Raw genomic sequence first — 22,620 nt, forward strand, 5'->3', positions numbered from 1 at the left:
AGTTGGGGCCCTGAAGGCGCCCCCGCGAAATCGGGGCCCCAGTGTACGTTCGCGCTTGGCTTTTAGGCGGTGAATGCCAGCTCTTCGGCCGTCACCTCGAAGCGCAGGGCCTCTCCGCGGGCTGCCCGGTAGGCCTCCTCGATGGCGCTCGCGGCGAGGCGTTCGAGCTCGGTGCCGAGGGACCCGGCCAGGTGCGGGGTGAGGAGCACGTTCGGGTTCGAGTAGAAGCCCGAGTCCGCGGGCAGCACCCAGGGCGTGGTGACGTCGAGGACGGCGTACACGTCGCCTTTCTCGAGCCGGTGCAGCAGGGCGTCCTGGTCCACGAGTTCGCCTCGGGAGGTGTTGATGAAGGTGGTGCCGGGGCGCAGCCGGGCGATCAAGCCGGCGTCGAACATGTGCCGGGTGGCCGGCAGCGACGGCGCGTGCAGGGACACGACGTCGGAGGTCGCCACGAGTTCCTCCAACCCCACCAGCTTCACGCCGAGGGCGGCGGCCTGCTCCGGTGTTACGAAGGGATCGGCGAGGACCACCTCCAGTTCGTAGGACCTGAGCAGGTGGATGACGTGCCGGCCGATCTTGGATGCGCCGATGATTCCCACGCGCTTGCCGTAGTTGCCCATGTCCGGGAAGAGCCCCTCGGGGTCGACGGCGGCCCGCGCCCCGTGCAGCTCCCGCGCGATCTGCAGCACCCGCTTGTTCGCCAGCAGGATCATCGCCAGGGTGAATTCGGCCACCGGGATGGCGTTCGCGTCCGCGGCGGTGCTGACCTTGATGCCGCGGCTCCAGCATTCGGGCCCCACGTGGTGCTTCACGGATCCCCCGGCGTGCAGCACGTACCGCAGCCGCGGCGCGGCGCCGAGCACGGCGCCGTCGATCATCGGGCAGCCCCAGCCGGTAAGCAGCACGTCGGCCTCGGCCAGTAGCCGCCGGGCCTCCGGGGTGGAAAAACCGGTGATCGGCTCCGGGCTGAGCAGGCGCAGCGGCCCGGTCACCGTGGCGAGGCGCTGGGGCGGGAAGACTTTATGCCCGACGTCGGCGGCCATGGCGAGTGCGACGTTCAGCGGGCGGGCGGCCGGGTCAGCTGTGCTCACTTCACGCTCCCTGCGGTGAGGCCGGACTTCCAGAAACGCTGGAGGAGGATGAACGCGAGCAGCAGCGGGATCACCGATAGCAGGGACGCCGTGATGACCATCGGGGAGAACTCCGGTTGCGGCACGGAGTAGCCCTGCCAGATGGAGATGCCGACGCTTACGGGGAGCAGCTGCTGGTCCTGCAACATCACGAGCGGAAGCATGAAGTTGTTCCATACCCCGACGAACTGGAACAGGGCGATGGTGATGAACCCGGGCATCATCATCGGCAGGCCCAGGGAGAAGAAGGACCGGATGGGACCGGCGCCGTCCACACGGGCTGCTTCCAGGGTTTCATCTGGAACATAGGAAGAACTGTAGACCCGTGCCAGGTAGACGCCGAAGGGGTTGCACAGGACCGGGATGAGGACGGCCCAGACGGTGTTGGTGATGCCGAAGACGGAGGCGAGCAGGTACATGGGCAGCACGGTGGCGGTGTTCGGGATGAGCACCCCCAGGAGCACGAGGCCGAACCAGGTCTTCTTGCCGCGGAAGGTGAATTTGTCGAAGGCGTAGCCGGCCATCACCGAAATCAGTCCGCCGAGCACGGCCCCGAACGCCGCATACAGCACGGAATTGGCCATCCAGCGGAAGAAGATCCCGCCGTCCTGGCCGATGACGGCCCCAATGTTCCCGAGGAACGCGAAGCGGCCCAGCGAGTACGCCGGTGTGCCGTAAAGATCGGCGGTGTCCTTGGTGGCGGCGAAGAAGAGCCACAACACCGGAAGGACCATATAGGCGCAGCCCAGGACCAGCAGGGCATTGACGGTGAAGGCGCTCGCGAAGCCACCCTCGCGGGAGAGGCGGTTGCGGCCCGGACGCAAGGGGCGCGTGCCGCCGTCGTGGTTCTTGTTCTGCCGGGAACTGTTCGCGCGGGTGGCGCCGCTGCGCGGGCGGGGCGCGACACTGACGGTCTCGGTGCTCATGCTTTGTTCATCCTGGAACTGAATCGGGTGACGGCCAGCGAGAGTCCGGCGGCCAGGAGGGCGATGATGATGGACGCGGCAGCGGCCTGGTTGAGGTTGTGCCGGTTGAAAGCCGCATCGTAGGCCCACAGGTTGGGGACCCAGGTGCTGGTTACGGATGCGGTGGCCTTGGAAATGATGGAGGGTTCGGTGAAGAGCTGCAGGGTCCCGATGACCGTGAAGAGGATGATGACGCTCAGTGCGGGCAGGATGAGCGGAAACTTGATGCTCAGGGCTGCCCGGATTTCCCCGGCGCCGTCCACGCGGGCGGCTTCGAGGATTTCGCGGGGCACGGACTGGAGGGCTGTGAAGAGGATGATCACGTTGTAGCCGGTCCATTCCCAGACGGCGATGTTCACGATCGAGGGCAGCACGAGGTGGGCGTCGAGGAAGTTGAGCTGGATGCCGCCACCCTGGAGGGCCTGGACGAGCGGGCTGACGCCGGGGGTGTAGAGGTACGCCCAGATGAGGGCCGCGATCACGCCCGGCACGGCGTGCGGCAGGAACACCAGCAGCTGGAAGAGTTTGCGGGCCCGCGCCACCGTGGCGTCCAGCAGCAGGGCGAAGGCGACGGCGCCGCCCACCATGCAGGGAATGTAGATGAGGCAGTAGAGGGCCAGGCGGCCCAGGCCGCCGGTGAAGGTTTCGGACTGGAAGACCTGGACGTAGTTGTCCAGGCCGACGAAGGCGGTCTTGGTCCCGCCGAAGCCCAGGCCCGACTTTTGCTGGGCATAGAAGCTCAGCACCAGCGAGTACACCACGGGGGCGACCATCGCCACGGCGAACACTCCGAAGAACGGGACGAGGAACAGGGCGGCGGTGCGGCCGCCGGTGCCGGACGTGGAGCGGGTCTTTCTGGCCATGGGTATCTCCTGTGGGGGTGGCGGCACCGCGGGATGTTTGCCCGCGGCGCCGCCGGGATGCTGTTTACGGGCGCCTAGTCCTTGACGGACAGGCCGCTCTGCTTGAATCCGGACAAGGTGGCGTCGCTGGAGCTGTCCAGGGCGGCGTCGATCTTTCCGCCGGTGGTCAGGGCACCGAAGGAGTCCTTGAGGGCCGTGTTGGTGACGTCCCAGTTCGGGCCCCACTGCCAGCCGGGAAGGATCGTGGCGTAGGCCTTGTCGAAGACGCCGTAGATGTCGTTGCCGAAGTAGCCGGCATCGAAGGCTTTCCGGGCTTCCTTGGTGAGGCCCGGGTAGGCCAGGAAAGCCGAGCCGGTGTTGCCGCGTGCCGCGATGGCCTCGGGGCTCGTGGCAAGGAACGCGATGAACTTCGCTGCGGCCGCGGGGTTCTTGCTGCTCTTGGTGATGTTGAAGCTGGAACCGCCGTAGAACGCGCCGGCCGGGGTGCCCCAGTTGGGAGCTTCGGCCGCGATCCACTTGCCCTTTTGGCCTGCGGCTTCGGTGCGCTTCTGGATGCCGGTGGCGCTCCAGTTTGCTCCGAGCACGCCGCCCAGGGTGCCGTTGGCCAGGTCCGCGCTCCATTCATCGCTGAAGGCCTGTTCAACCTTGACGATCTTCTCATCGATCATGCGCTGCCAGAAGGAGGACACCTTCTTGGTGGCGTCGTCTTTGAGGCCCAGCTTCCAGCTGTCGCCCTCGGTGCTGAACCACTTGGCGCCGGCCTGCCAGGACAGAGCGGCCATCAGGGTGGGTTCGTTCGGGTAGAAGCTGGCCAGGTAGGACTTGGGGGATACGGCCTTGAGCTTCTTGCCGGCGGCCTCGAATTCCTCCCAGGTTTTCGGAACCTCCGCGCCCGCCTTGTCCAGCAGGTCCTTGCGGTACCACATGATCATCGGGGCGGCGTCGTAGGGCAGGCCGTAGCTCTTGCCGTCGAACTGCACCAGCCCACGGACCTGGTCGCTGAGTTTGTCCACGGTGCTGGCTTTGTCGATGTAGCCGTCCAGCGGGACCACCTGGCCGTTGCTGACGAACTGGGGCAGCTGGGCATACTCCACGGTGGAGACGTCCGGCCCGTTGCCCGCGGTGATGGCGGTGGACAGCTTGGCGTAGCCGCCGTTGCCCCCGTTGGGGATGGTTTCGAACGTGACCTTGATCTTGTCCTGGCTGGCGTTGAACCTCTCGGCAACCTTGTCCATGCCGGCCAAGGAGGACCAGAAGGTGACGGTGCCGCTGGCGTCACCGGACTGGGCGGACGGGGTGGTGGCAGGGCCGGTGCCGCAGCCGGTCAGCAGGGCCGCGCTGGTGAGCAGGCTGGCTGCGCCGAGTAGTACGTGGCGTCGCTTCATAGTGTTCTCCCTTGAATTCACGATGCGAAGGAATGCACACCATGAAATCCACAAAAGTGAACAGACTCAACGAAGTAAACAGAAGTGAACACCAAGTGCTGCGCGGGGCCGCGGACGCCCGGCCGCGGCCGCTGGGCCGCGGCCGCCCGGCCGCCCCTAGGCGCGGGTCGAGTCCCGGACCACAAGCGTGGGCGACAGGCTGACCCGCTGCAGGGCGCCTGTGCCGCCGCGGCGACCGCCGATCCGGTTCACGCACATCAGCAGGGCCTGGTACCCGACGTCGAACTTCGGCGGTGCCACCGCACTGAGCGGAACGGCCCCCAAAGCGGCGATCTCGTCGTCGTACGCCACGATCGCGAAGTCCTCCGGCACCCTGAGCCGGCGCTCCTGGCAGGCGGTGGTGAACTGCAGGGCGTCCTCGTCCGTGTGGATGACCGCAGCGGTGACGTCTTCGGCGGCGAATCGGTCCAGCAGCGATTCCACGACGGCCCGGTGTCCAGCCGGATCGGTCCGCGGCCGGGCCAGGGCCTGCACCAGGGACTCGTCCCGCGGCATGCCCGCCCGCTTCAACGCAAGGTGGTAACCCTCAATGACCGACGGCGCCGTGGGGCTGCCCTCGCGGACGCACAGCGCCACCTTCCGGTGCCCGAGCGAAAGCAGGTGGTTCACGGCGATCTCCGCCCCGCGGACATGGTCGCTGCGCACGGACTCCAGCTCGCCGTCGTCGAGGGCGTCCTCGATGGACCGTTCGACCACCACCACCGGGACCCCGGCGCCGGCCAGCAGCGCGAGCGTGTCCGTGCCCGCCAGTGCGGCCTCGCTGGGGGTGACGAGGATGCCGTCGACGCCGTTGTCCAGCAGGCGCCGCAGCTGCCGTTGCTCCTCCTGCACCGAGTAGTTCGAGACGCCCAGGACCAGCCTGACGACGGCCTCCTGCGCGGCGGCTTCGGCGCCGCGGATCACCCCCGGGAAGTAGTACGACGCCGAAGGGACCACCATGCCGATGGTCGCCAGGGGCATGCGGCGGGGGCGCGGTGCCGTGGGGGTGCGGTGCGGCCCCGGCGCGCTTTCGGGTGCGGCGACCGCGCCGCCGTGGACCCGGACCAGCAGGCCTTGGCCGGCGAGTGCTGCGAGGTCCCGGCGGACGGTCATTCCGGAGATGCCGGCCTTGGCCGCGAAGGCGGCGGCGTTGAGGGAACCGCGCATGGCCAGTTCACGAAGGATGAGCTCTTTTCGGTCCTCGGGGAGCATTGGTCCGTCCTGGAAGTGGTGTTCAGTAATGTTCAGATTGTTCACCATGAACTAGAGCGGACCTAGAGTGTGGAGTCAAGATGACTGCACACGAATCGCCCCGGAAGGCAGGCGGCCCTTTCGCGATGCCGGAACCCGACTTCGGGCTCAGCCCGATCACCGGCTGGACCCGGGACCACTGGCTCGCCTTCGCCGACCAACAGCTCCTCGCGGCCCGCCGCCACTTCACCCCCGGCAAGGCGCAGATCGTGCTTCCCGGCCGGCCGTCCTGTTCCGGCGGACTATCCGACGGCCTGGAAGGCTTTGCCCGGACTTTCATGCTGGCCGCCTTCCGCGTGGCCGGCGAACAGGGCGACGATCCTTTCGGGCATCTCCCCTTCTACCGTGCCGGCCTCCTGGAGGGAACCCGTCCCGGCAGCAGCGAGGCCTGGCCGGTCATCGTGGACCGCAGCCAGCCGATCGTGGAGGCCGCCTCCGTGGCACTGGGCCTCCAGCTGACCAAACCGTGGTTGTGGGACACATTCCCAGCAGGGGAGCAGCGGCAGGTGGCCGCGTGGCTCCAAGGCTCCTCGCGCAGCGAGGCCTGGGACAACAACTGGGTGCTCTTCCAGGTATTGATCGCCGAATTCCTGGCCGGCGCCGGCCTCGACCACAACGAGGCGCAGATCGACTATGGGCTGTCGCGGCTGGAGGACTGGTACGTAGGCGGCGGCTGGTACCGCGACGGCGACAACGACGGCACCGGCGACTTCTACGACTACTACTGCGGCTGGGCCCTGCATCTCTACCCGGTGCTCTGGGCGGGCTTCGCCGCCGGCCGGCGTCCGGAGGCCGGAACGCTCGGCGAGCGGTATGCCGGGCGGCTGGCTGCTTTCCTGCAGGACCACGCGCTGTTCTTCGGCGGGAGCGGTTCGCCCGTGTTTCAGGGACGGTCGCTGATCTACCGCTTTGCCGCCGTCGCGCCCTTGTTCTTAGGGGCGGGGTTCCTTGCCGGGTCTGGCCCGCTGACGCCCGGCCAGACCCGCCGGATCGCCAGCGGGGCGGCGAAATTCTTCCTGGACGGTGGTGCTTATCCGGAAGGGCTGCCCACGCTGGGCTGGCTGGATTCGTTCGCGCCCATGGTGCAGTCCTACTCCGGGCCGGCCTCTCCGTTCTGGACGTCCAAGGCGTTCGTGGGGCTGCTGCTGCCGGCCACGCATCCGGTATGGACCGCGGTCGAGGAGCCAGCGCCCATCGAAACCGCCGAGCAGCTCCGGCACAGCGCCGCCCCGAACTACCTGCTGCACAGCACGGCGTCGGACGGGATCGCCCGCCTGCTCAACCACGGCAGTGACAAGTACTACGCTCCCGGCCCCGATGATCCGCACTACCGCCGGCTCGCCTACTCCAGCCATACGGCACCGATGTTCACGCAGGCTCCGGTGGATAACCACTTTGCCGTCATGGATTCCCGGGGCGTGCCCAGCCGGCGGTCCCGCATCCACCGGCTGGGCGCCGACCCCGGCCCAGGTGCGTCACCGCAGGCGGCGAGCTGGCACGGTCCGGTGTGGTCCGACGTCGAAGACCAAGCCGAATCGCCCTGGCGGGTGGCGAGTGCAACGACGGCAGCCGGCGGCTATGAGCTGCGGGTGCATGTGGTGGACCGCCTTGGCGGGGTGCCCGAGGGGACGGTCCGCGAGGGCGGCTACGCGCTGGCGTCCGCCGTTCCTCCCGCTGCTGCTCCGCCCGTGGACGAGGGTGCGCTCCTCAGCACAGCCAAGCTCCATTCCGCGATCTGGCCACTGCATGGCTACTCCCGTTCGGACGTCTTCCGGGCAGAGGGGGTCTCGCCGCTGGGCAACCACGCGGCGTGCGGCATCCTGGAGGGCGGGCTGGACGGGGACCGCAGCATGTTCGCGTCCCTGGTGTACCTGGGCGGCGCGGCACCGGCGCTGCGGGCGGGACGTTTCGAGATCCACGACGCCGGCACCCGCGTCACGGCGTCGCTGGCCTTGGAAGGTTTGGCGGGAGAGCCCGGTCCGGACGGGGAGCCGGCGCGGATGCTGGAGCTTGCCTTCGACTTCCCCGGGTGACGCTCCCTCACGGTCCTCCAGTCACAATCTGCTGCCAACCGCCCCGGCGTGAGCCTTGGCGGGTGCGCGGTTTACGCTGCTCGGTGTTACGCCCCGTCGCACCCTGAAGAGCCACCAATGACGCTTGACTCTGCCCTGTCCGGGCCTGCCCGCTGCCCGAAGCAAACACGGGAACCGGACGTCCGTGAACGCGGCTTCCTTGGCACGGCGGCCGGGGCCTTGGGTGTTGCCGCGTTGTTCGGCGGCTTCGCGCTGTTGCTGGGCTTCCTTGTCGGTCATTCACCCCGGATCGGTGCGGTGTCCGAGGGCTGGGCCGCCGCCGTACCGCAGGATGCGTTCGCCGCGCTGCGCTGGTTCCTGGGCGACATGAGCGAGCCGCAGTTCTACAAGTCCGAACTCGCCTCCTTGGCGCTCCTCGCCGGCGCCGGCCTGGCCTGGTGGGCCGGCCGCCGCCGGAAGAAATGGGCGGGCGCGGCGCTTTCGTACGGGACCGGCCTGTGGCCGTGGCTGCTGGCTTCCGCCGCGCTGGGCCTGCTGGTCTCCAACCTCGCCTTCGGCTGGATGCTCGACGACGGGTGGCAGCCGACGTTCGTGCCGTTCGTTTCCGTGGCCCCGGCCGTGGTCCTGGTGTACGGGCCCGGCTGGAAGGCGTGCCTGAGCGGCGCGGTGCTGGGAGCGTTGACGACGACGCCGCTGGCCTTGCTGCTGGTTGCCGTGGTTTCCCGGCCTTTGGGCCTGCCCACGGTGGTGGCCTGCGTCCTCGCCATGGCGGCGGGCTCGGCGTTGACGTTTGCCATCGCGCGGAAGCTGCCCTGGCTGCTCCTCCCGGCGGAACCTTTCCGGGCGGACTCCTTCCAGGACGGTCGCGCGGGAGCCCGGCAGTCGCCGTCGTCCGTTCCGGGGTTCCGGAGCGACGCGCTCTGGGCCGCCCGCAGGGTCCTCTGCGACTTCAGCGAGGCGCCGTTCTTCGCCAACGAACTCGCCAGTGCCGGGCTCCTTCTGGGCGTCGCCGCGGCGTTCGTCCTCAACCCGGCGCTGCCCGCCTACGGTTCCAGGCTGCTGCCGCAGATCCTGTTCGCGCAGGCGCTGGGCTCCGCGGTCGGCGTCGTCCTCTGGCGCGGCTGGTTCCGCGACGGCGGCTGGGCGGCCACGTACGCCTCGGTCGTGTCGGTGGCGCCCGCGGCGGTGCTTGCAACCGGCGGATCCTGGACCGGGATCGTCGGCGGGGCCGTGCTGGGCGCGGTCCTCGCACCTCCCGTGGCCCGGGCCGTGGCCGCCCGGCTCCCGGCAGGGTTCCATCCGTCCATCGGCAACACGGTGGCCATGGCGGTGGCGACGGCGGTCAGCCTGCCGGTTCTCGGACTGCTTCCGGCGCGATAGCTGCCTGGGTGGTGCGGGGAACCAGCACCAAGGCGGCCAGGCCCAGCAGAGCGGCGCCGCCGAACACGTAGAACCCTGCCGGGTACGCGGTCCCCGTGGCCACCAGCGTGCCGGTCACGGCCGGGCCCACGATCGCCCCGAGCCGTCCGACGCCGGCGGCGAAACCGAGTGCGGTGCCGCGGAGCCGGGCCGGGAACAGTTGGCTCACCCAGGCGTACACGAGCACCTGGGAACTGAACACGAAGACGCCGGTGACGAACACGGCTGCGTTGAGCAGGACCTCGCTTTCGATCCGGATGCTCAGCCCGCCCAGCAACACGGCGGAGAGTCCGAACCACAACAGCACCACCCGCCGGGTTCCGTGCCGGTCGGCGAGGATCCCCGCGAGGACCAATCCGGCGACGGCGCCGAGGTTCAGCACCAGCAGCAGCGTCAGCCCGGTGCTCACCGGGTAGCCGGCGGCGGCCATGAGTTGCGGCAGCCAGGTGTTCAGGCCGTAGACCAGCAGCAGTCCCATAAAGGATGCGATCCCGATTCCGAGGGCCACCAGCGGGTAGGGCTTGTGGAGCAGCTCGCGGAAACCGGCTTTGGGTGCGGGTGTTTCGGCGGGTGCTTGCGTCCCGGTTGATCGCCCGACGGCGGAAGCGGGCTTAGTGGCCAGGCCCGGCTTCGCGGCGAGGCCGGGAAGGGATTCGGGCAGCTTCGCCCAGAGGAACGGGAGCAGGAGCAGGCCCGCCGCGCCGCCGATGATGAACATAAGCCGCCAGTTGGGCACCACCATGATGGCGAGGAACGCGGTGGCCACGGCACCGGCGTGGTAGCCGGTCATGGTCCGGGTGGTGGATTTTCCTGCGGAACCGGCCGGTGAGTAGTCGTTCATGTAGGCCAGAGCGGCGGGCAGGCAGGCGCCCAGCCCCAGTCCGGCGAGCAGGCGCAGCACGGAGAACACGGCCACGTTGGGGGCGAAGGCGATGGCGATCGTGAACAGGGAGAAGCCGGCCACGCAGGCGATGAGCAGCTTCCGCCGGCCGAACTTGTCCGACAGCGGCGCGATGAACAACGCGCCCAGCCCCACGCCCACCAGGGAGATGGTGGCCGCGAAGGTGGCTGCCACGGCGTTGAAGCCGAGGTCGCCGCTCTTGATGAGGGTGGGAATCACGGTGCCGAGCACCACCAGGTCGAAGCCGTCCAGGACCATGGCGAGCCAGCAAAGCCACACAGGCCATGGGGAGCGGCGGGAAGATGGCAACGTTGACATGGCGACCTCGGCATTGCTTGGGGGAATCCGGCCCGGCGGGCTGGCAAGAGATTTCTACCACCGCGGAGTGTGGCCTGTGACACGCCGTACCATTGAATGGAAGCCGGACCGCTGCAGGTACGGCCGGTGCAAAGGAGCGCGGCAATGGCCAATTCGGCATCCGGGGACTCGGTGGTGGACCGCGTGGTCCGGGTCATCGAAGCCTTCCCCGAGGGGGCCGACGCGCTCCCGCTGTCCGAACTGGCCGAACGCTCGGGGCTCCCCCTGTCGACCGCGCACCGCCTGGTTCGCCAGCTCGCGGGTCACGGCCTGCTGGAGCTTGGCGCCGGAGGCAACGTCCGCCTGGGCCTGCGTTTCTGGGAATTGGTCAGCCGTAACTCGCCCGCCCTCGCGCTGAGGCAGGCGGCCATGCCCTTCATGGAGGACATCCAGCAGGTCCTGAAGCAGAACGTGAACCTCGGCGTGCTGGAGGGTTGGGAGGTCTTGTTCGTGGAGCGGCTGTCACGGAGGGGCTCGGTGGCGAACCGGGCCCGGGTCGCCGGGCGCATGCCGGTGCACATTTCCTCCGCAGGACTTGCCTTGATGGCGCACCAGACCCCGGCGCTCCAGGCGGAGTACCTCACGCAGTTCCATGATCCGGCAGGGAAGGTGACGGCCGGCGTCGTGCGCCAAATGCTCGCCGAAACCCGCCGCCAGGGGTTCGCCGAACTGGCGGGGGTGGTGGACCCGGACACCTGGGGCATCGCTGTCCCGGTGCTCGACGGCGGGAGGCGGGCGGTGGCGGCCCTCGGCGTCGTGGTGCCGCTGGCGGAGGTGCGGCTGCAGGCGCTGGTGCCGGCGCTCCAAACGGCGGCGCGGGGGATCGGGCGGCAGCTCGCCGATCTGAGCGAATTCCGTTCAACGGAATCCGTGTAACGCCGCTCACCTGCTTCGGTCCACACTGTTGCCAAGCTGGGCGGCACGCCGCCGCACACCGCAACGAAGCGAGGAACACGTGGCACGTACACGCATCACCACCCAGGTGGCCATCATGGGCGCCGGACCCGCCGGGCTTATGCTCTCGCACCTGCTGGCGAAGCAGGGGATCGAGTCCGTGGTGGTGGAAATCCGCAGCCGGCAGGCCATCGAGGAGACCGTCCGGGCCGGCATCCTCGAGCACGGCACCGTGAACCTGCTGGTGGACTCGGGCGTCTCGGACCGGGTGCTGCGCGAGGGCGACCGGCACGACGGCATCGAGCTGCGCTTCAACGGCGAGAGCCACCGCATCGACTTCAAGGAACTCGTGGGCGAGTCCGTCTGGCTGTACCCGCAGACGGACGTGTTCATGGACCTCGCCGCGCGGCGAGAGGCCGACGGCGGCGACATCCGCTACGGCGTCACTGACACCAGCGTCCACGAGCTTGAGGGCAGGCCCAAGCTGTGGTTCACGGATGCCGAGGGGCAGGAGTTCGAGGTCGAGGCGGACTTCCTGGTGGGCGCGGACGGTTCGCGCAGCCACTGCCGGCGCCAGATCCCCGAAGCCGCACGGACGCAGTATTTCCACGAGTATCCCTTCGCCTGGTTCGGCATCCTGGCCGAGGCGCCGCGCAGCGCGGATGAACTGATCTACGCCAATTCCGAGCACGGCTTCGCGCTCATCAGCCAGCGCACAGAGACCGTGCAGCGAATGTACTTCCAGTGCGATCCCGCGGAGGACGTGGCCGACTGGGACGACGAACGGATCTGGGCCGAGTTCCGGAAACGGGTCAACGGCAACGGCTTCGAGCTCAAGGAAGGGCCCGTGCTGGAGAAGGTGGTGCTGCCGTTCCGCAGCTTCGTGCACGCGCCGATGCGCCACGGAAAGCTGTTCCTGGCCGGCGACGCCGCACACACCGTCCCGCCCACCGGGGCCAAGGGCCTGAACCTGGCCATCAATGACGTCCGGTTGCTGGCCGAGGGCTTCGAGTCGTTCTATGGTTCCCGTTCCAGCGTGCTGCTCGATTCCTACAGCGACCGCACCCTGGAGCGCGTATGGAAAGCCCAGCACTTCTCGTATTGGATGACTTCCATGCTGCACACCCTGCCCGGCGCCGACGATTTCAGCCGGGCCCGGCAACTGGGCGAACTGCGCTCCGTGGTGTCGTCCCGGCACGGCCAGGCGTACCTCGCGGAGGCGTACACGGGGTGGCCGGGGCGGTAAGGGGTCCCGCCTCGCGCAGACCTGCGGGGCGAGGGGGTTGAGGCTTCCGCGGAAACTTTGCCTAGCGGTAGCATGGCACCCTTCTTGCTCGGGCGTGGCCGACGAGTTGTCGTTCTTGGGGGTGCTGAATGAGTGATGCAACCGAGGAAGTGATGTTGCAGCTTGTTGGGATGTACCCGGGTTTCGGCCCCGTCCTGGCCGAGCATCTTGAAGATTTCGACGTAATGCTCCCCCACCTCGCAATGTCGGATTTCATCCGGTGGCTGGTGGAGCAGTACTACTTGAATCCAGCAATTTGTGAATCCGCCTGGACTTGGTTGGAGCAGGCATTCGACGAGGGGTCCGAGGATGTTCGAAATCTCATTGCGGTCAGCGCAGTCGAGATGATTCCTAACCCAGGGGATCCTGGCTCGGAAATGCGTGACATGCTTGGGCCCTCGCTCCGTGAAATGGATGACTGGCTCCAATGATTGCGCGCACGGACGTTCCGCAGAGGGAGCCGAGATGGAGATGATGGCGCGCTTCCTGATATTCCTTTCGATCGTCCTGATTGCCGCCTCTCTCGCCACGGCTGGCAGATTCCGTTTTCCCTTGAAGGAAGGCTCACGGACAGACCTGTTCTTTCAACGTCTGCAATTGCTGGGCATTGTCATCGCTTCTGTCGTGGAACTCGCTCTTCCGACGGCGACCGGTTGGCTGGGCCTTCCGGTCCTCGCTCATACGGCTGCGGCGCTCCACTTGGCTTCCTTGGCGGTCTATCCAGTAAAACTCCGTGCCGTTCAAGGCATCCGGCCAGGAACGACGGGTAGCCATTCAGTCAACGAACAGGACCTCCGCAGGACCCGGTGGCCGCATCAGGCCCTGTTTGCGATCGCCTACATCACGCTGCTGGTCTACATATTCACGATCTACCGGTTCTTCTTCTAGTTGCTTCGCTTGGCTCGCGGGTGCGGACGTGTAGGCACTCCGTGTTCATGTCCTCAGCGGGACGTGATGGTGGTTTCGCCGGGGAGTTTGGCGGGGGTCGACGTGGGGTGGTGGGATGAACCAGGGGACACCGGCCTTGACCGTGATTATCCACTGTTCCTTATGAATGACGTGGTGATGGTGGCTGCACAGCAGGGTGCCGTTCTCCGTGCTTGTGGCGCCGCCGTGCGACCAGTAGGTGATGTGGTGGGCTTCGCACCAGGGCGCCGGCATGGTGCAGTCGGGGAAAGCGCAGCCTTGGTCCCTCGCGGTGAGTGCTTGGCGGATGCGGGGCGGGAAAATCCGGCTGCTGCGGCCGACGTCCAGGACGCGGGAGTCTCTGCCAAGCAGGACGGGAATGATGTCCGCATCGCAGGCGATTTTGCGGATGACGTTGGGGTGAATCGGGCCTTGGAAGGTTGCTGAACCACTGCTGGTACGCGGGCTCGCAGGGGGGCTCGCGGTGGTGGATGCTTGGTTGAGCTGTTCGAGGAGGTCCCGGTAGTTGATGGTCACCATGACCTGGGGCCGAAGGCCGCCGTTTGCCGGCAGTTCGCCGGTGGTCAGGGCGACCCCGCAGGCGCCGATCAAGCCGTCCAGCAGTTTCTGTGCCCGGGAGCGGCGATCCAGTTCCGCGTCCCCGCCCGCGGTGTCCTGCAGCCGGGGGTTGGCCGCAACGTTCATGACCGTGGTGAGGGTTTCGAATTGTTCGGCGGTGGCGAAAATCTCCAGGTGGCGCAGGCCGTGCCGGGGCTTGCGGATGAAAGCGCCCTGGAGTTGCCGTAGAGCTTCCTCGCTGGGTTCCGCTCCGTCCTGGTCGATCGCGTCGGTCCAGCGCCTGGCCGTCTTCACAAGGAAATCGGGATCGGACTCGGCCGCCACGGCGGTCAGTTCCTGTTCCAGCCGGACGATCGCGTCCGCTGTGATGAGGTGGCGAACGCTATCCAGGGTGGCGCTGACGACAGCCGCGGAGCGGGACGGCACCTGCGCGGAGGTCACAGCCTCTGCGAGTAATTCGCGCCGCGGTGGAATGCCCTGGCCGGCCATGCCAGCGCTGGGCAACACGTCCGGAGCGAGCGCAAGCCGGCGCCGGGCTTCGCCGATGCTGATCCGGAGCCTTGCCCGCAGGAACTCGGCTGCGTTCCGGTACCCATCGTCGAACGTCACGGCCACCGAATGGTTTACGGGCGGCGAAGCGCCAGTACCGGCCTCGGGTTCGGTCCACCCGGTGCGCCAGCCGGGCGTCGGCGTTGGTTTCTCCTGCCGGGCCTCGTGCCAGGTCCGTTCAACGGCCTGGGCTGCGACGAGCTGCAGGTACTCCACCGCCCGTGAGAGTTCCTCGACCCTGCCCGCGAAATCCGCGGCTTCCGTGAATCCGAACAAGCGTGCTTCCGCGGCGGCGTCGAGGCGAAGGGATGTCAGTGCGTCGCCTGCCTGTTCGAGCGCATCTTCCATGTCCGGGGCCGTGCCGCCCGCGGGACGGGCGCTCAGATGCATCACCGCCGCCGACGTCGCCGTCCGCGGAGCCGTGAGCTGAGCAATCCCTTCCATGCATCAACTCTGCCAAAGGGGTCTGACAATTTAAGGTCCCCGGCGGCGTCCGGGAAACTGCCAGAACCCGCGCACTTCCGCGCATCCGGGTTTTCCGCGGGCGCTTCTGTCACGGGCGGCGCGCGCCCACGGTGCGCCCCCAAGGCGCCCCCAACGAGTGGGACCCAATGAGCGCCCTCAAGCTGCGCCCTCGCCCACCAACCTCACCCCACCGGCGCCAGCGCAGCGACCAGGCCGAACAGATCCTTGGGGTCATCGGGATTGGCCACGAGGTCGATCTCCTCGAAGAAGGCCGTACCGGCAATGGAATCCCGGACGTACCGCAGCGCGGAGAAGTCCTCGATGGCGAAGCCCACCGAGTCGAAGATGGTGATCTGCTCCGGCGAGGTCCGGCCAGGCTTGGTGCCCGCAAGGACCTCATGGAACTCGGTCACGCGGAAGTCGGCCGGGAGCTGCTGGATTTCCCCTTCGATCCGGGTCTGCGGGGTGAATTCGACGAACACCTCTCCGGCGCGCAGGATGGCCGGGTCCAGTTCGGTCTTGCCGGGGCAGTCTCCGCCGATCGCATTCAGGTGCACGCCTTCGCCGATCAGCTCCGCGGTGAGGATGGTGGCCTGGGCCTTGTCGGCCGTGCAGGTGGTAATGATGTCGGCGCCCGCCACGGCATCCGCGGCCGAAGCGGCGACCGTGACCTCGAACCCCAGCGGCCCGACGTTCCTGCGGAGCTTCGCGATGGCTGCTGGATCGGTGTCCCAGGCCCGCAGTTCGCGGATGCCCAACGCTTCACGGAATGCCAGAGCCTGGAATTCGGACTGGCTGCCGGTTCCGATCATGGCCATCACACGGGAGTCGGGGCGTGCCAGGCGGCGCGCCACCATGGCCGATGTCGCCGCCGTGCGGAGGGCGGTGAGCACGGTCATCTCGGCCAGGAACGTGGGGTAGCCGTTGTGGACGTCGGCCAGCACCCCGAAGGCCGTTACGGTCTGGAAGCCTCGCGCCGGGTTGGACGGGTGGCCGTTGACGTATTTGAAGCCGTAGCTTTCGTGGTCGGACGTGGGCATCAGTTCGATGACGCCGAACGGGGTGTGACTGGCCACGCGCGGGCACTTGTCGAACTGCTCCCAGCGCCGGAAGTCGTCCTCGATGTATTCGATCATCTCGGCAATGACCCGCCCGGGGCCGCGCTCGGCAACCCAGCGGACCATGTTCTGAACGTCGATAAAACGCGCCATGGCGTCCTCTTTCCTGTAAGCAGCACTTTGCTGCCAGCCACAGTACGGAGGGACGGTTTGCATGCTCAAGGGCGGAAATGCCGACTTTTCGACTGAAGACGATGCAAAGTGCTGACGTTGGCAATACATTGTGTTCATGGCTGAACTTGATGACCTGGATCGGCGGCTCATTTCGGCCCTCCGTGAGGACGGCCGCGCCCCGGTGGCTGCGCTGGCCCGGAAGCTTGGGGTGGCGCGGGCCACCGTGAACAGCCGGCTTGAACGGCTCGTGTCCTCGGGCGCCGTGGTGGGATTTTCGGTGCGGGTGCGCGACGAACTCGATCCGCTGACCATCCGCGCCGTCTCCCTCATCGCGGTGGAGGGCCGCTCCACGGACAAGGTGATCCGGCAGCTCCGCGGTTTCCCTGAGATCAGCGCGTTGCACACCACCAACGGCGGTTGGGACCTGGTGGCCGAGCTGCGGGTCGAAGACCTGCCCGCGTTCGACGCCGTCCTGGGCCGCATCCGCTCGATCGACGGCGTGGTGAACAGCGAAACGAGCCTGCTCCTCAGCTCGGTGCTGCGGTAGGCCGGCCCCTATCGACATACTTCCGTCCGTGCTACGACTGGAACCAGGAACAACCCCCGGGAGAAGCCATGACTGAAGAACAACCCGTCCTCGTCGTTGGAGCAACTGGATACCTCGGCGGCCAGGTGGTGGACCAACTCCTCAGCCGCGGCAAGCGGGTCCGCGCGCTGGTCCGTCCGAAGTCGGACGCCGGCACGCTGGAAGCCAAAGGCGTGGAGATCGCGCGCGGGGACATGCTCGACGCCGGGTCGCTCGTCACGGCGATGACCGGCGTCGCGGCCGTCATCTCGACGGCGGCCGGCTACACCCGGAACGACAGGAACGCCGAGGCGATCGACACCTTCGGTTACGCCAACTTCGCGTTCGCCGCGAACCTTGCCGGGGTTCCGCGCGTCGTGCTGATCAGCATCCTCACCAGCGACCGGACGCCCCAGGTACCGCACTTCTGGCACAAGAAGCTCGCCGAGGACAAGCTCGAGGAGCTCGGGGTCCCGTTCGTGGCGCTGCGGCCGGGCGCCTTCTTCGACATGGTCACGCGGATGGGCGACCCGTTCGAGAAGGGCCGCGTCATGTGGCTCGGCTCAAAAGAGACCCCGTTGAGCTTCGTCCTGACAAGCGACCTCGCCGGGTACCTGGCCGACGCCGTCGACGCCGACATCGCTTCCGGGGAGCGCATCGACATCGGTTGGAGCCGGCCGCTGAGCATTCTGGAGGCCGCGAAACTGATGTCGGCGCACACGGACAAGGACATCAAAGTCCTCGCCATGCCCACCGGCGCCCTGCAGGTGGCAGGAAAGGTCACGGGCAAATTCGCCCCGCTGACGGCCGACATGGCGGCCATGGCGGCCTGGTTCGATACCGGCAAATACGTCGCCGACACCAGTCGCCAGGCCGAGCTCTTCGGACCTCCGCCGACGCCGGAAGATGCCATTGCGCGCCTTGCCGCCAGGATGGGGCACTAGCACCAGCCCGCTGAGGCTCGGGCCGGATGAATCAGGCGTCGACGCCGGCCAACAGCGGCTCGCCGTTGAAGAGTTCCAGTTCCCAGCCGTCCACCGGGTGATGGTGGGCCAGGTTGAGCGCGGCGTTCTCGACGCTGGGGAGGGTCCGGCCCGTGGCGCGGTCCATGGCCAGGCGGATCAGCGTACCGTGCGACACCACCAGGACCCGGCGTCCGCGGTACTCCTCGGCGAGGCTTTCCAAGGCGGCCAGCCCACGGGCAGCCGTGGCCTCTTCGGTTTCGGCGCCTTCGAAGCCGCCCGGAATGCGCAGTGCGTTCAGTTCCGGGCCATCCTGCAGGCCTTCGGCCTTTCCGTAGCCGCGCTCGATCAGGCCGGGCACACGGCGCGACACGCTCAGTCCGAGGCCGGCCGCGATGAGGTCCGCCGTCTCGGCAGCGCGGCCCAGCGGCGAGGATACGACGGCGTCCCATTCGTACGCGGACAGGACGGCGACGGCGTCACGCGCCTGGCCGCGGCCGACGTCGTTCAGTGGAATATCGGTGGATCCCTGCAGCCGGCGTTGCGCATTCCAGTCGGTCTGGCCGTGGCGGACGAGGGCAAACGTCGTAAGGGTCATGCCTTCCATTCTGCCTGAGGCCCATCCCCGGGCGTAAAATCCGAGACGGACGCCAGCGCCGCCGTCGTACTTAATTGATCCTGCGAGGAAAGGCGGAGCGCCCGCGTGAAGGCCGTAGCGGAAATGTTCACCATGGCCCCTGGAAACAAGGACCACCACCCCGCCCTCCGCTGCGCCATAGGTGTCTTCGTCCCGCTCATCACGCTGACGCTGATCGGCCGCCTGGACCTGGCCGCCTTCGCTTCCTTCGGCGCGTTCACGGGGATTTACGGCCGGAACGAGCCCCACCACCTCCGTTTCCGCAGCCAGCTTCGTGCCGGCGGCCTGATGCTCCTGGTGATCCTGTCGGCCACCCTCATCGCGCGGGTGGCGCCGGCATGGGGGCTTGGGCCGGCCGGGTACTCCTGGCTCCTGGTCGCCGCCACCACTGGTGTTGCCGGGGCCTGCTCCGTGGCCATCGCGTACTGGCGGCTCCGACCCGCGGGCTCCCTGTTCCACATCTTCGGCTTCGCGGCCATCGCGTCGATTCCCGTGCAACCGCCGTTGGGTGAGGCGATGCTGACCACCGTGCTGACCACCGTGCTGTGCCTGCTGATCGGGATGTCGGCCCGGGTGGCCAAGAGCCACCGCACACCGTGGAAACGGCCTTCGCCCATCAGGCACACCGTGGCCGAGCGGCGCGCTGCCTGGCTGGAAGGCGGCGGCTACCTGGTGGCGGCCGGCCTCGCCGGAGTCCTCGCAACGGTGGTGGGCGAGCGGCTCGGCTTTGGCCACAGCTACTGGGCCATGGTGGCCGCCGTCGTCCCCTTGGTGGGACATTCAACGCGGCACCGGGTCCGCCGCGGCATTCAGAGAATCGCCGGAACGGTGATCGGGCTCGTCCTCATGGCAGGCATCCTGTGGCTGAACCCCGCGCCGTGGGCCATGGTCCTGGTGATCGCCCTGTGCCAGTTCGGCGCCGAGATGTTCATCGCCCGGCAGTACCTTGTTGCCCAGGTGTTCGTGACCCCGCTTGCCCTGATTTCGACGCTCCTGGCCGCAGCCGTCGACCCCGGCCTCCTGCTGCGGGACCGCATCGTGGAAACGGTGATCGGTGCCGCCGTCGGTGTCGCGGTGGTGGTGGCGCCGGGGCTGTGGAGGCGGCTGCGGGGGTGAGGAATCCGCCCTGCGCGCAAAGGCTCTTGAACCCGGCGACGCTCCCTCCCGCTTGCACATGGAAATGCCCGGCACGCGTGGTCCGTGTGCCGGGCATTTCCGGGCTTTGCTCCGGGTGCCTGCAGAAGCAAGCGGGAAGGAACGTCGCCTTCTGCCGGGGAACCTAACCCAGGAAAGCTAGGCCGGGAGGCGCGTGCCGCGAACCTTGTGCCCCGACAGGAGCGGCGCGAAGAACGCGGCGAGTTCCGCCGTCGCGCTCACAGGCAGCACGTTCGCCACGTACTGGTCCGGCCGGACCACCACCACGACGCCCCCGCGGTCCAGGCCGCGCAGCTCGAAGATGTCCGCCTTCGGGTCGGTGGCGTAGACCTTCTCGTAGTCGGTGAGCTTGAACGGGCCGACGCTCGGCTTGAATACCGCCGGCACCTTGCCGATGTCCACGCCGGTGTGCGGCTGCTGGTAGATCACCTTGAGGTCGAACCATGCGTCCGGGTCAGCGTCCGACGGCGTTGCGGACAGCGGCGAGTCCGGCGCCGTCGCGATCCACTCGGCGAAGTCCGCCACGGGGCCGGGCGCGCCCGCCTCCGCTGCGTCCGCGAAGACGTAGATCCGCCAGCGGCCATCCGCCTTCGCGTGGTGGCCGAGGTGCATCGGGTTGGTGTCGCAGACGCGGGCCACGGGCGCCGACTTGAAGCGCTTGCCGATGGTGAATCCGCTGGCGAGGTCCTGGTGCCTGACCTCGCCGATAATCAGCGACGGCGTGTACTGGGTCATGAAACCGGCGGGGAATTCGGCCGTGCGCACGTAGAATTCCTCGAGCTCCGAGGGGTCATCGAATTCCTCGGGCTTCTTGGCCATCATGGACGACCATTCCTTGTCGAAATCGATGAGGTTCTTCGCAACCACCTGGCGCTCCGCGGAGTAGGTGGAGAGCAGGCTTTCCGGGCTGCGGCCCTCCAGCACATGCCCGAGTTTCCAGCCGATGTTGAAGCCGTCCTGCATGGAGACGTTCATGCCCTGGCCGGCCTTGGCGCTGTGGGTGTGGCAGGCGTCGCCGGTGATGAAGACGCGCGGTGTGCGGCTGCCGAGCTCCTCGGGCAGGACGTCGTCGAAGCGGTCGGTCAGGCGGTGGCCAACTTCGTAGACGCTGTGCCACGCGACGTTGCGCACGTCCAGGGTGTACGGGTGCAGGATCTCGTTGGCCTTGGCAATGATCTGCTCGATGGTGGTCTGGCGGACGGCGTGGTCCTCGCCCGCTTCGCCCAGGTCGACGTACATGCGGAAGAGGTGGCCGCCTTCGCGGGGGATCAGCAGGATGCTGCCGCTTTCGGCCTGGATGGCGCATTTGGTGCGGATGTCCGGGAAATCGGTGACGGCCAGGGTGTCCATGACGCCCCAGGCGTGGTTGGCCTGGTCGCCGGCCATGGTGCAGCCGATCGATTCGCGGACCTTGCTGCGTGCGCCGTCGGCACCCACCACGTACTTGGCACGGACGGTTCGCTCCTGGCCCTCCAGGGGACCCGCGGTGTGGAGGAGGGTCACGGAAACGGGGTACTCGCCGTCGTCGTCGACCGTGAGGCCGCGGAACTCGTAGCCGTAGTCGGGCTTCATACGGCTGGGCGAGTTCGCCATGAATTCGGCGAAGTAGTCCAGCACGCGGGCCTGGTTCACGATCAGGTGCGGGAATTCGCTGATGCCGGTGGGGTCGTCGACGGCGCGGGCCGCGCGGTGGATGCGCGACGGGTCCGCGGGGTCCGGCTTCCAGAAGGCCATTTCGGTGATGTGGTACGCCTCGGCGGTGATCCGCTCGGCGAAGCCGAAGGCCTGGAAGGTTTCGACGCTGCGGGCCTGGATACCGTCGGCCTGGCCGATCGCGAGTCGGCCGGGGCGGCGCTCGATGACCCGGGTGATGACATCGGGAAACTGGGAGAGTTGGGCCGCGGTGAGCATGCCGGCGGGGCCGGTGCCCACGATCAGCACGTCGACCTCGTCGGGGAGGTCTTCGGGGCGGTTCAGCCCGACGCCGGCGGCCGGCTGGACCCGCGGGTCGCCTGATACGTATCCGTGGTGGTGGAACTGCACGGGAGTGCCTCACTTCTTTGTGGGTTGTTCTAATATAGAACACAAAGTTCTTTATTAGAACTCGAATCTTGCTCAAGACTGTATCGCGGTGTGACGGAGCTGACAAGATGCGGGGCCCTGGGCGCGCTTTGTGCTGGGTGGCGGAGTGGAGGCGGATTCGCGCACATTCTGCTGGATCACCTCGCGTCCAGCTCCTGAAAACTCTCGGGTTTCCGGGCCCGGCGCCGTTCTCGGCAGAGGTGATCCAGCAGAATGTTGCTGCCGTCGTTCCCGGTCGCTATTCGGCCCGGAGTGGCCACGGTGCCCAGCCGTTGGGAAGGGCAGCCAGCCGTGCCCGGGCGTTCTCGAGCCGCTCCTTGGGAATGGCGCTAACGTTGCCGCCGCCCCCGGTGTAGCCGCCGTCGAACTCCAGCCGCATGCCCGCCGTCGCATGACGTCCCACCCATTCGCTGTAGCTACCGGAGGTGACGCCCTGGATAAGGTGCTCCAACTCTTCCGCTTCGCCCTCCGCCGTTTCGTCGCAGGCATCGCAGCCGCAATCCGGGTAGATGAAGTCGTGCAGCGCGCCGGCGTGGACGGCGAGGCCGGGGAAGTCCGTGAACACGAAGGTCAGTGGCGCGGCATCGCGTTCCCGGGGCGTCACCCGGACGGCGCGCACAACCGTGATGCCCTGCCGTACCAAGTCGCCGGCATGCTCCGGCGCGGAGTCGACATCGGCGTCGAATGTCCTGGTGAGGTAATCGATGAGCGCATCGGCCACCGCGTGAAGCGGGGCGAAGCGTTCCGGATGGGTGACCGTGCTGTACGCGTCCGCCGACGGCCCGTCCGTTCCCCAGCGCTCGCCGTAAAGGATGGGCGCGCCGTCGGCGTCACGGAAAACCTGGGTCGGCAGTGCGGGGCGGACGAAGCGGGGCGTCATGGGCACAGCCTAGGCCCCGGAGTGTGCGACGCGTTGCGTCGGATTCCGCGCGATCATTCGAGGACGACGCATCAGCGCTCCCGGAA

At 67.8% G+C, this 22,620-nt stretch carries 20 protein-coding genes; 9 read left to right on the forward strand and 11 right to left on the reverse strand.

The window, feature by feature from the left end; genetic code table 11:
• Positions 1–62: 62 nt before the first annotated feature.
• From DWV11_RS11115 to DWV11_RS11135, 5 genes are all read right to left on the reverse strand, one after another.
• Positions 63–1,091, reverse strand: a complete 1,029-nt coding sequence (locus DWV11_RS11115) for a hydroxyacid dehydrogenase (protein ID WP_245953560.1) — start codon at positions 1,089–1,091, stop codon at positions 63–65.
• Positions 1,088–2,056 carry a carbohydrate ABC transporter permease gene (locus DWV11_RS11120; RefSeq protein ID WP_115788947.1) on the reverse strand — a complete coding sequence of 323 codons (969 nt, stop codon included), beginning with the start codon at positions 2,054–2,056 and terminating at the stop codon, positions 1,088–1,090. Before DWV11_RS11120 ends, DWV11_RS11115 begins: the two co-directional genes overlap by 4 nt.
• Positions 2,053–2,958 carry a carbohydrate ABC transporter permease gene (locus tag DWV11_RS11125; RefSeq protein WP_115788948.1) on the reverse strand — a complete coding sequence of 302 codons (906 nt, stop codon included), beginning with the start codon at positions 2,956–2,958 and terminating at the stop codon, positions 2,053–2,055. Before DWV11_RS11125 ends, DWV11_RS11120 begins: the two co-directional genes overlap by 4 nt.
• 74 nt (positions 2,959–3,032) lie before the next feature.
• A complete protein-coding gene (locus tag DWV11_RS11130; RefSeq protein WP_115788949.1) occupies positions 3,033–4,343 on the reverse strand; it encodes an ABC transporter substrate-binding protein in 1,311 nt (436 codons plus the stop codon).
• 156 nt (positions 4,344–4,499) lie between these two features.
• Positions 4,500–5,642 carry a substrate-binding domain-containing protein gene (locus DWV11_RS11135; RefSeq protein WP_245953561.1) on the reverse strand — a complete coding sequence of 381 codons (1,143 nt, stop codon included), beginning with the start codon at positions 5,640–5,642 and terminating at the stop codon, positions 4,500–4,502.
• Positions 5,643–5,674: 32 nt separating this feature from the next.
• Here DWV11_RS11135 and DWV11_RS11140 point away from each other — a divergent pair, with 32 nt between their 5' ends.
• Both DWV11_RS11140 and DWV11_RS11145 read left to right on the forward strand, forming a co-directional pair.
• On the forward strand, positions 5,675–7,666 hold the full coding sequence (locus tag DWV11_RS11140; RefSeq protein WP_115788951.1) for a DUF2264 domain-containing protein: 1,992 nt from the start codon (positions 5,675–5,677) through the stop codon (positions 7,664–7,666).
• Between the two features lie 117 nt (positions 7,667–7,783).
• Positions 7,784–9,046, forward strand: a complete 1,263-nt coding sequence (locus tag DWV11_RS11145) for a hypothetical protein (protein ID WP_210725723.1) — start codon at positions 7,784–7,786, stop codon at positions 9,044–9,046.
• Here DWV11_RS11145 and DWV11_RS11150 read toward each other — a convergent pair.
• Positions 9,009–10,304, reverse strand: coding sequence for an MFS transporter (locus DWV11_RS11150; protein WP_115788952.1), 1,296 nt, complete (start codon positions 10,302–10,304; stop codon positions 9,009–9,011). The genes DWV11_RS11145 and DWV11_RS11150 overlap by 38 nt on opposite strands.
• A gap of 144 nt (positions 10,305–10,448) precedes the next feature.
• Between DWV11_RS11150 and DWV11_RS11155 the strand changes: the two genes are divergently transcribed.
• From DWV11_RS11155 to DWV11_RS11170, 4 genes are all read left to right on the forward strand, one after another.
• Complete coding sequence (locus tag DWV11_RS11155) at positions 10,449–11,219, forward strand: IclR family transcriptional regulator (RefSeq protein ID WP_115788953.1); 771 nt, start codon at positions 10,449–10,451, stop codon at positions 11,217–11,219.
• 79 nt (positions 11,220–11,298) lie between these two features.
• Positions 11,299–12,483: a 4-hydroxybenzoate 3-monooxygenase gene (locus tag DWV11_RS11160; RefSeq protein WP_115788954.1), complete on the forward strand. Its 1,185-nt coding sequence runs from the start codon at positions 11,299–11,301 to the stop codon at positions 12,481–12,483.
• 128 nt (positions 12,484–12,611) lie between these two features.
• Positions 12,612–12,953 (forward strand): DUF7674 family protein, encoded by a 342-nt coding sequence (locus DWV11_RS11165; RefSeq protein ID WP_136017899.1) that lies wholly within the window; start codon positions 12,612–12,614, stop codon positions 12,951–12,953.
• Between the two features lie 34 nt (positions 12,954–12,987).
• Positions 12,988–13,410: a hypothetical protein gene (locus DWV11_RS11170; protein ID WP_115788956.1), complete on the forward strand. Its 423-nt coding sequence runs from the start codon at positions 12,988–12,990 to the stop codon at positions 13,408–13,410.
• Positions 13,411–13,455: 45 nt separating this feature from the next.
• On the opposite strand, the gene DWV11_RS11175 is transcribed toward DWV11_RS11170, so the two are convergent.
• Positions 13,456–15,000 carry an HNH endonuclease signature motif containing protein gene (locus DWV11_RS11175; protein ID WP_115788957.1) on the reverse strand — a complete coding sequence of 515 codons (1,545 nt, stop codon included), beginning with the start codon at positions 14,998–15,000 and terminating at the stop codon, positions 13,456–13,458.
• A 203-nt stretch (positions 15,001–15,203) separates the two neighbouring features.
• Positions 15,204–16,232, reverse strand: a complete 1,029-nt coding sequence (locus tag DWV11_RS11180; protein WP_115788958.1) for an ornithine cyclodeaminase — start codon at positions 16,230–16,232, stop codon at positions 15,204–15,206.
• A 136-nt stretch (positions 16,233–16,368) separates the two neighbouring features.
• Here DWV11_RS11180 and DWV11_RS11185 point away from each other — a divergent pair, with 136 nt between their 5' ends.
• Both DWV11_RS11185 and DWV11_RS11190 read left to right on the forward strand, forming a co-directional pair.
• Positions 16,369–16,800 carry an Lrp/AsnC family transcriptional regulator gene (locus DWV11_RS11185; RefSeq protein ID WP_115789087.1) on the forward strand — a complete coding sequence of 144 codons (432 nt, stop codon included), beginning with the start codon at positions 16,369–16,371 and terminating at the stop codon, positions 16,798–16,800.
• 68 nt (positions 16,801–16,868) lie between these two features.
• On the forward strand, positions 16,869–17,762 hold the full coding sequence (locus tag DWV11_RS11190) for an SDR family oxidoreductase (RefSeq protein WP_115788959.1): 894 nt from the start codon (positions 16,869–16,871) through the stop codon (positions 17,760–17,762).
• 31 nt (positions 17,763–17,793) lie between these two features.
• On the opposite strand, the gene DWV11_RS11195 is transcribed toward DWV11_RS11190, so the two are convergent.
• Positions 17,794–18,378: a histidine phosphatase family protein gene (locus DWV11_RS11195; RefSeq protein WP_115789088.1), complete on the reverse strand. Its 585-nt coding sequence runs from the start codon at positions 18,376–18,378 to the stop codon at positions 17,794–17,796.
• A gap of 105 nt (positions 18,379–18,483) precedes the next feature.
• Here DWV11_RS11195 and DWV11_RS11200 point away from each other — a divergent pair, with 105 nt between their 5' ends.
• Positions 18,484–19,533 carry an FUSC family protein gene (locus DWV11_RS11200; RefSeq protein WP_168404673.1) on the forward strand — a complete coding sequence of 350 codons (1,050 nt, stop codon included), beginning with the start codon at positions 18,484–18,486 and terminating at the stop codon, positions 19,531–19,533.
• A gap of 177 nt (positions 19,534–19,710) precedes the next feature.
• Here the strand turns inward: DWV11_RS11200 and DWV11_RS11205 are convergent, their stop codons facing one another.
• Both DWV11_RS11205 and DWV11_RS11210 read right to left on the reverse strand, forming a co-directional pair.
• Complete coding sequence (locus DWV11_RS11205; RefSeq protein ID WP_115788960.1) at positions 19,711–21,615, reverse strand: FAD-binding monooxygenase; 1,905 nt, start codon at positions 21,613–21,615, stop codon at positions 19,711–19,713.
• Between the two features lie 277 nt (positions 21,616–21,892).
• Positions 21,893–22,534 carry a DUF6226 family protein gene (locus DWV11_RS11210; RefSeq protein ID WP_115788961.1) on the reverse strand — a complete coding sequence of 214 codons (642 nt, stop codon included), beginning with the start codon at positions 22,532–22,534 and terminating at the stop codon, positions 21,893–21,895.
• Positions 22,535–22,620: the final 86 nt, after the last annotated feature.

It is taken from the genome of Arthrobacter silvisoli, assembly GCF_003369445.1.
Lineage (GTDB): Bacteria > Actinomycetota > Actinomycetes > Actinomycetales > Micrococcaceae > Arthrobacter > Arthrobacter silvisoli.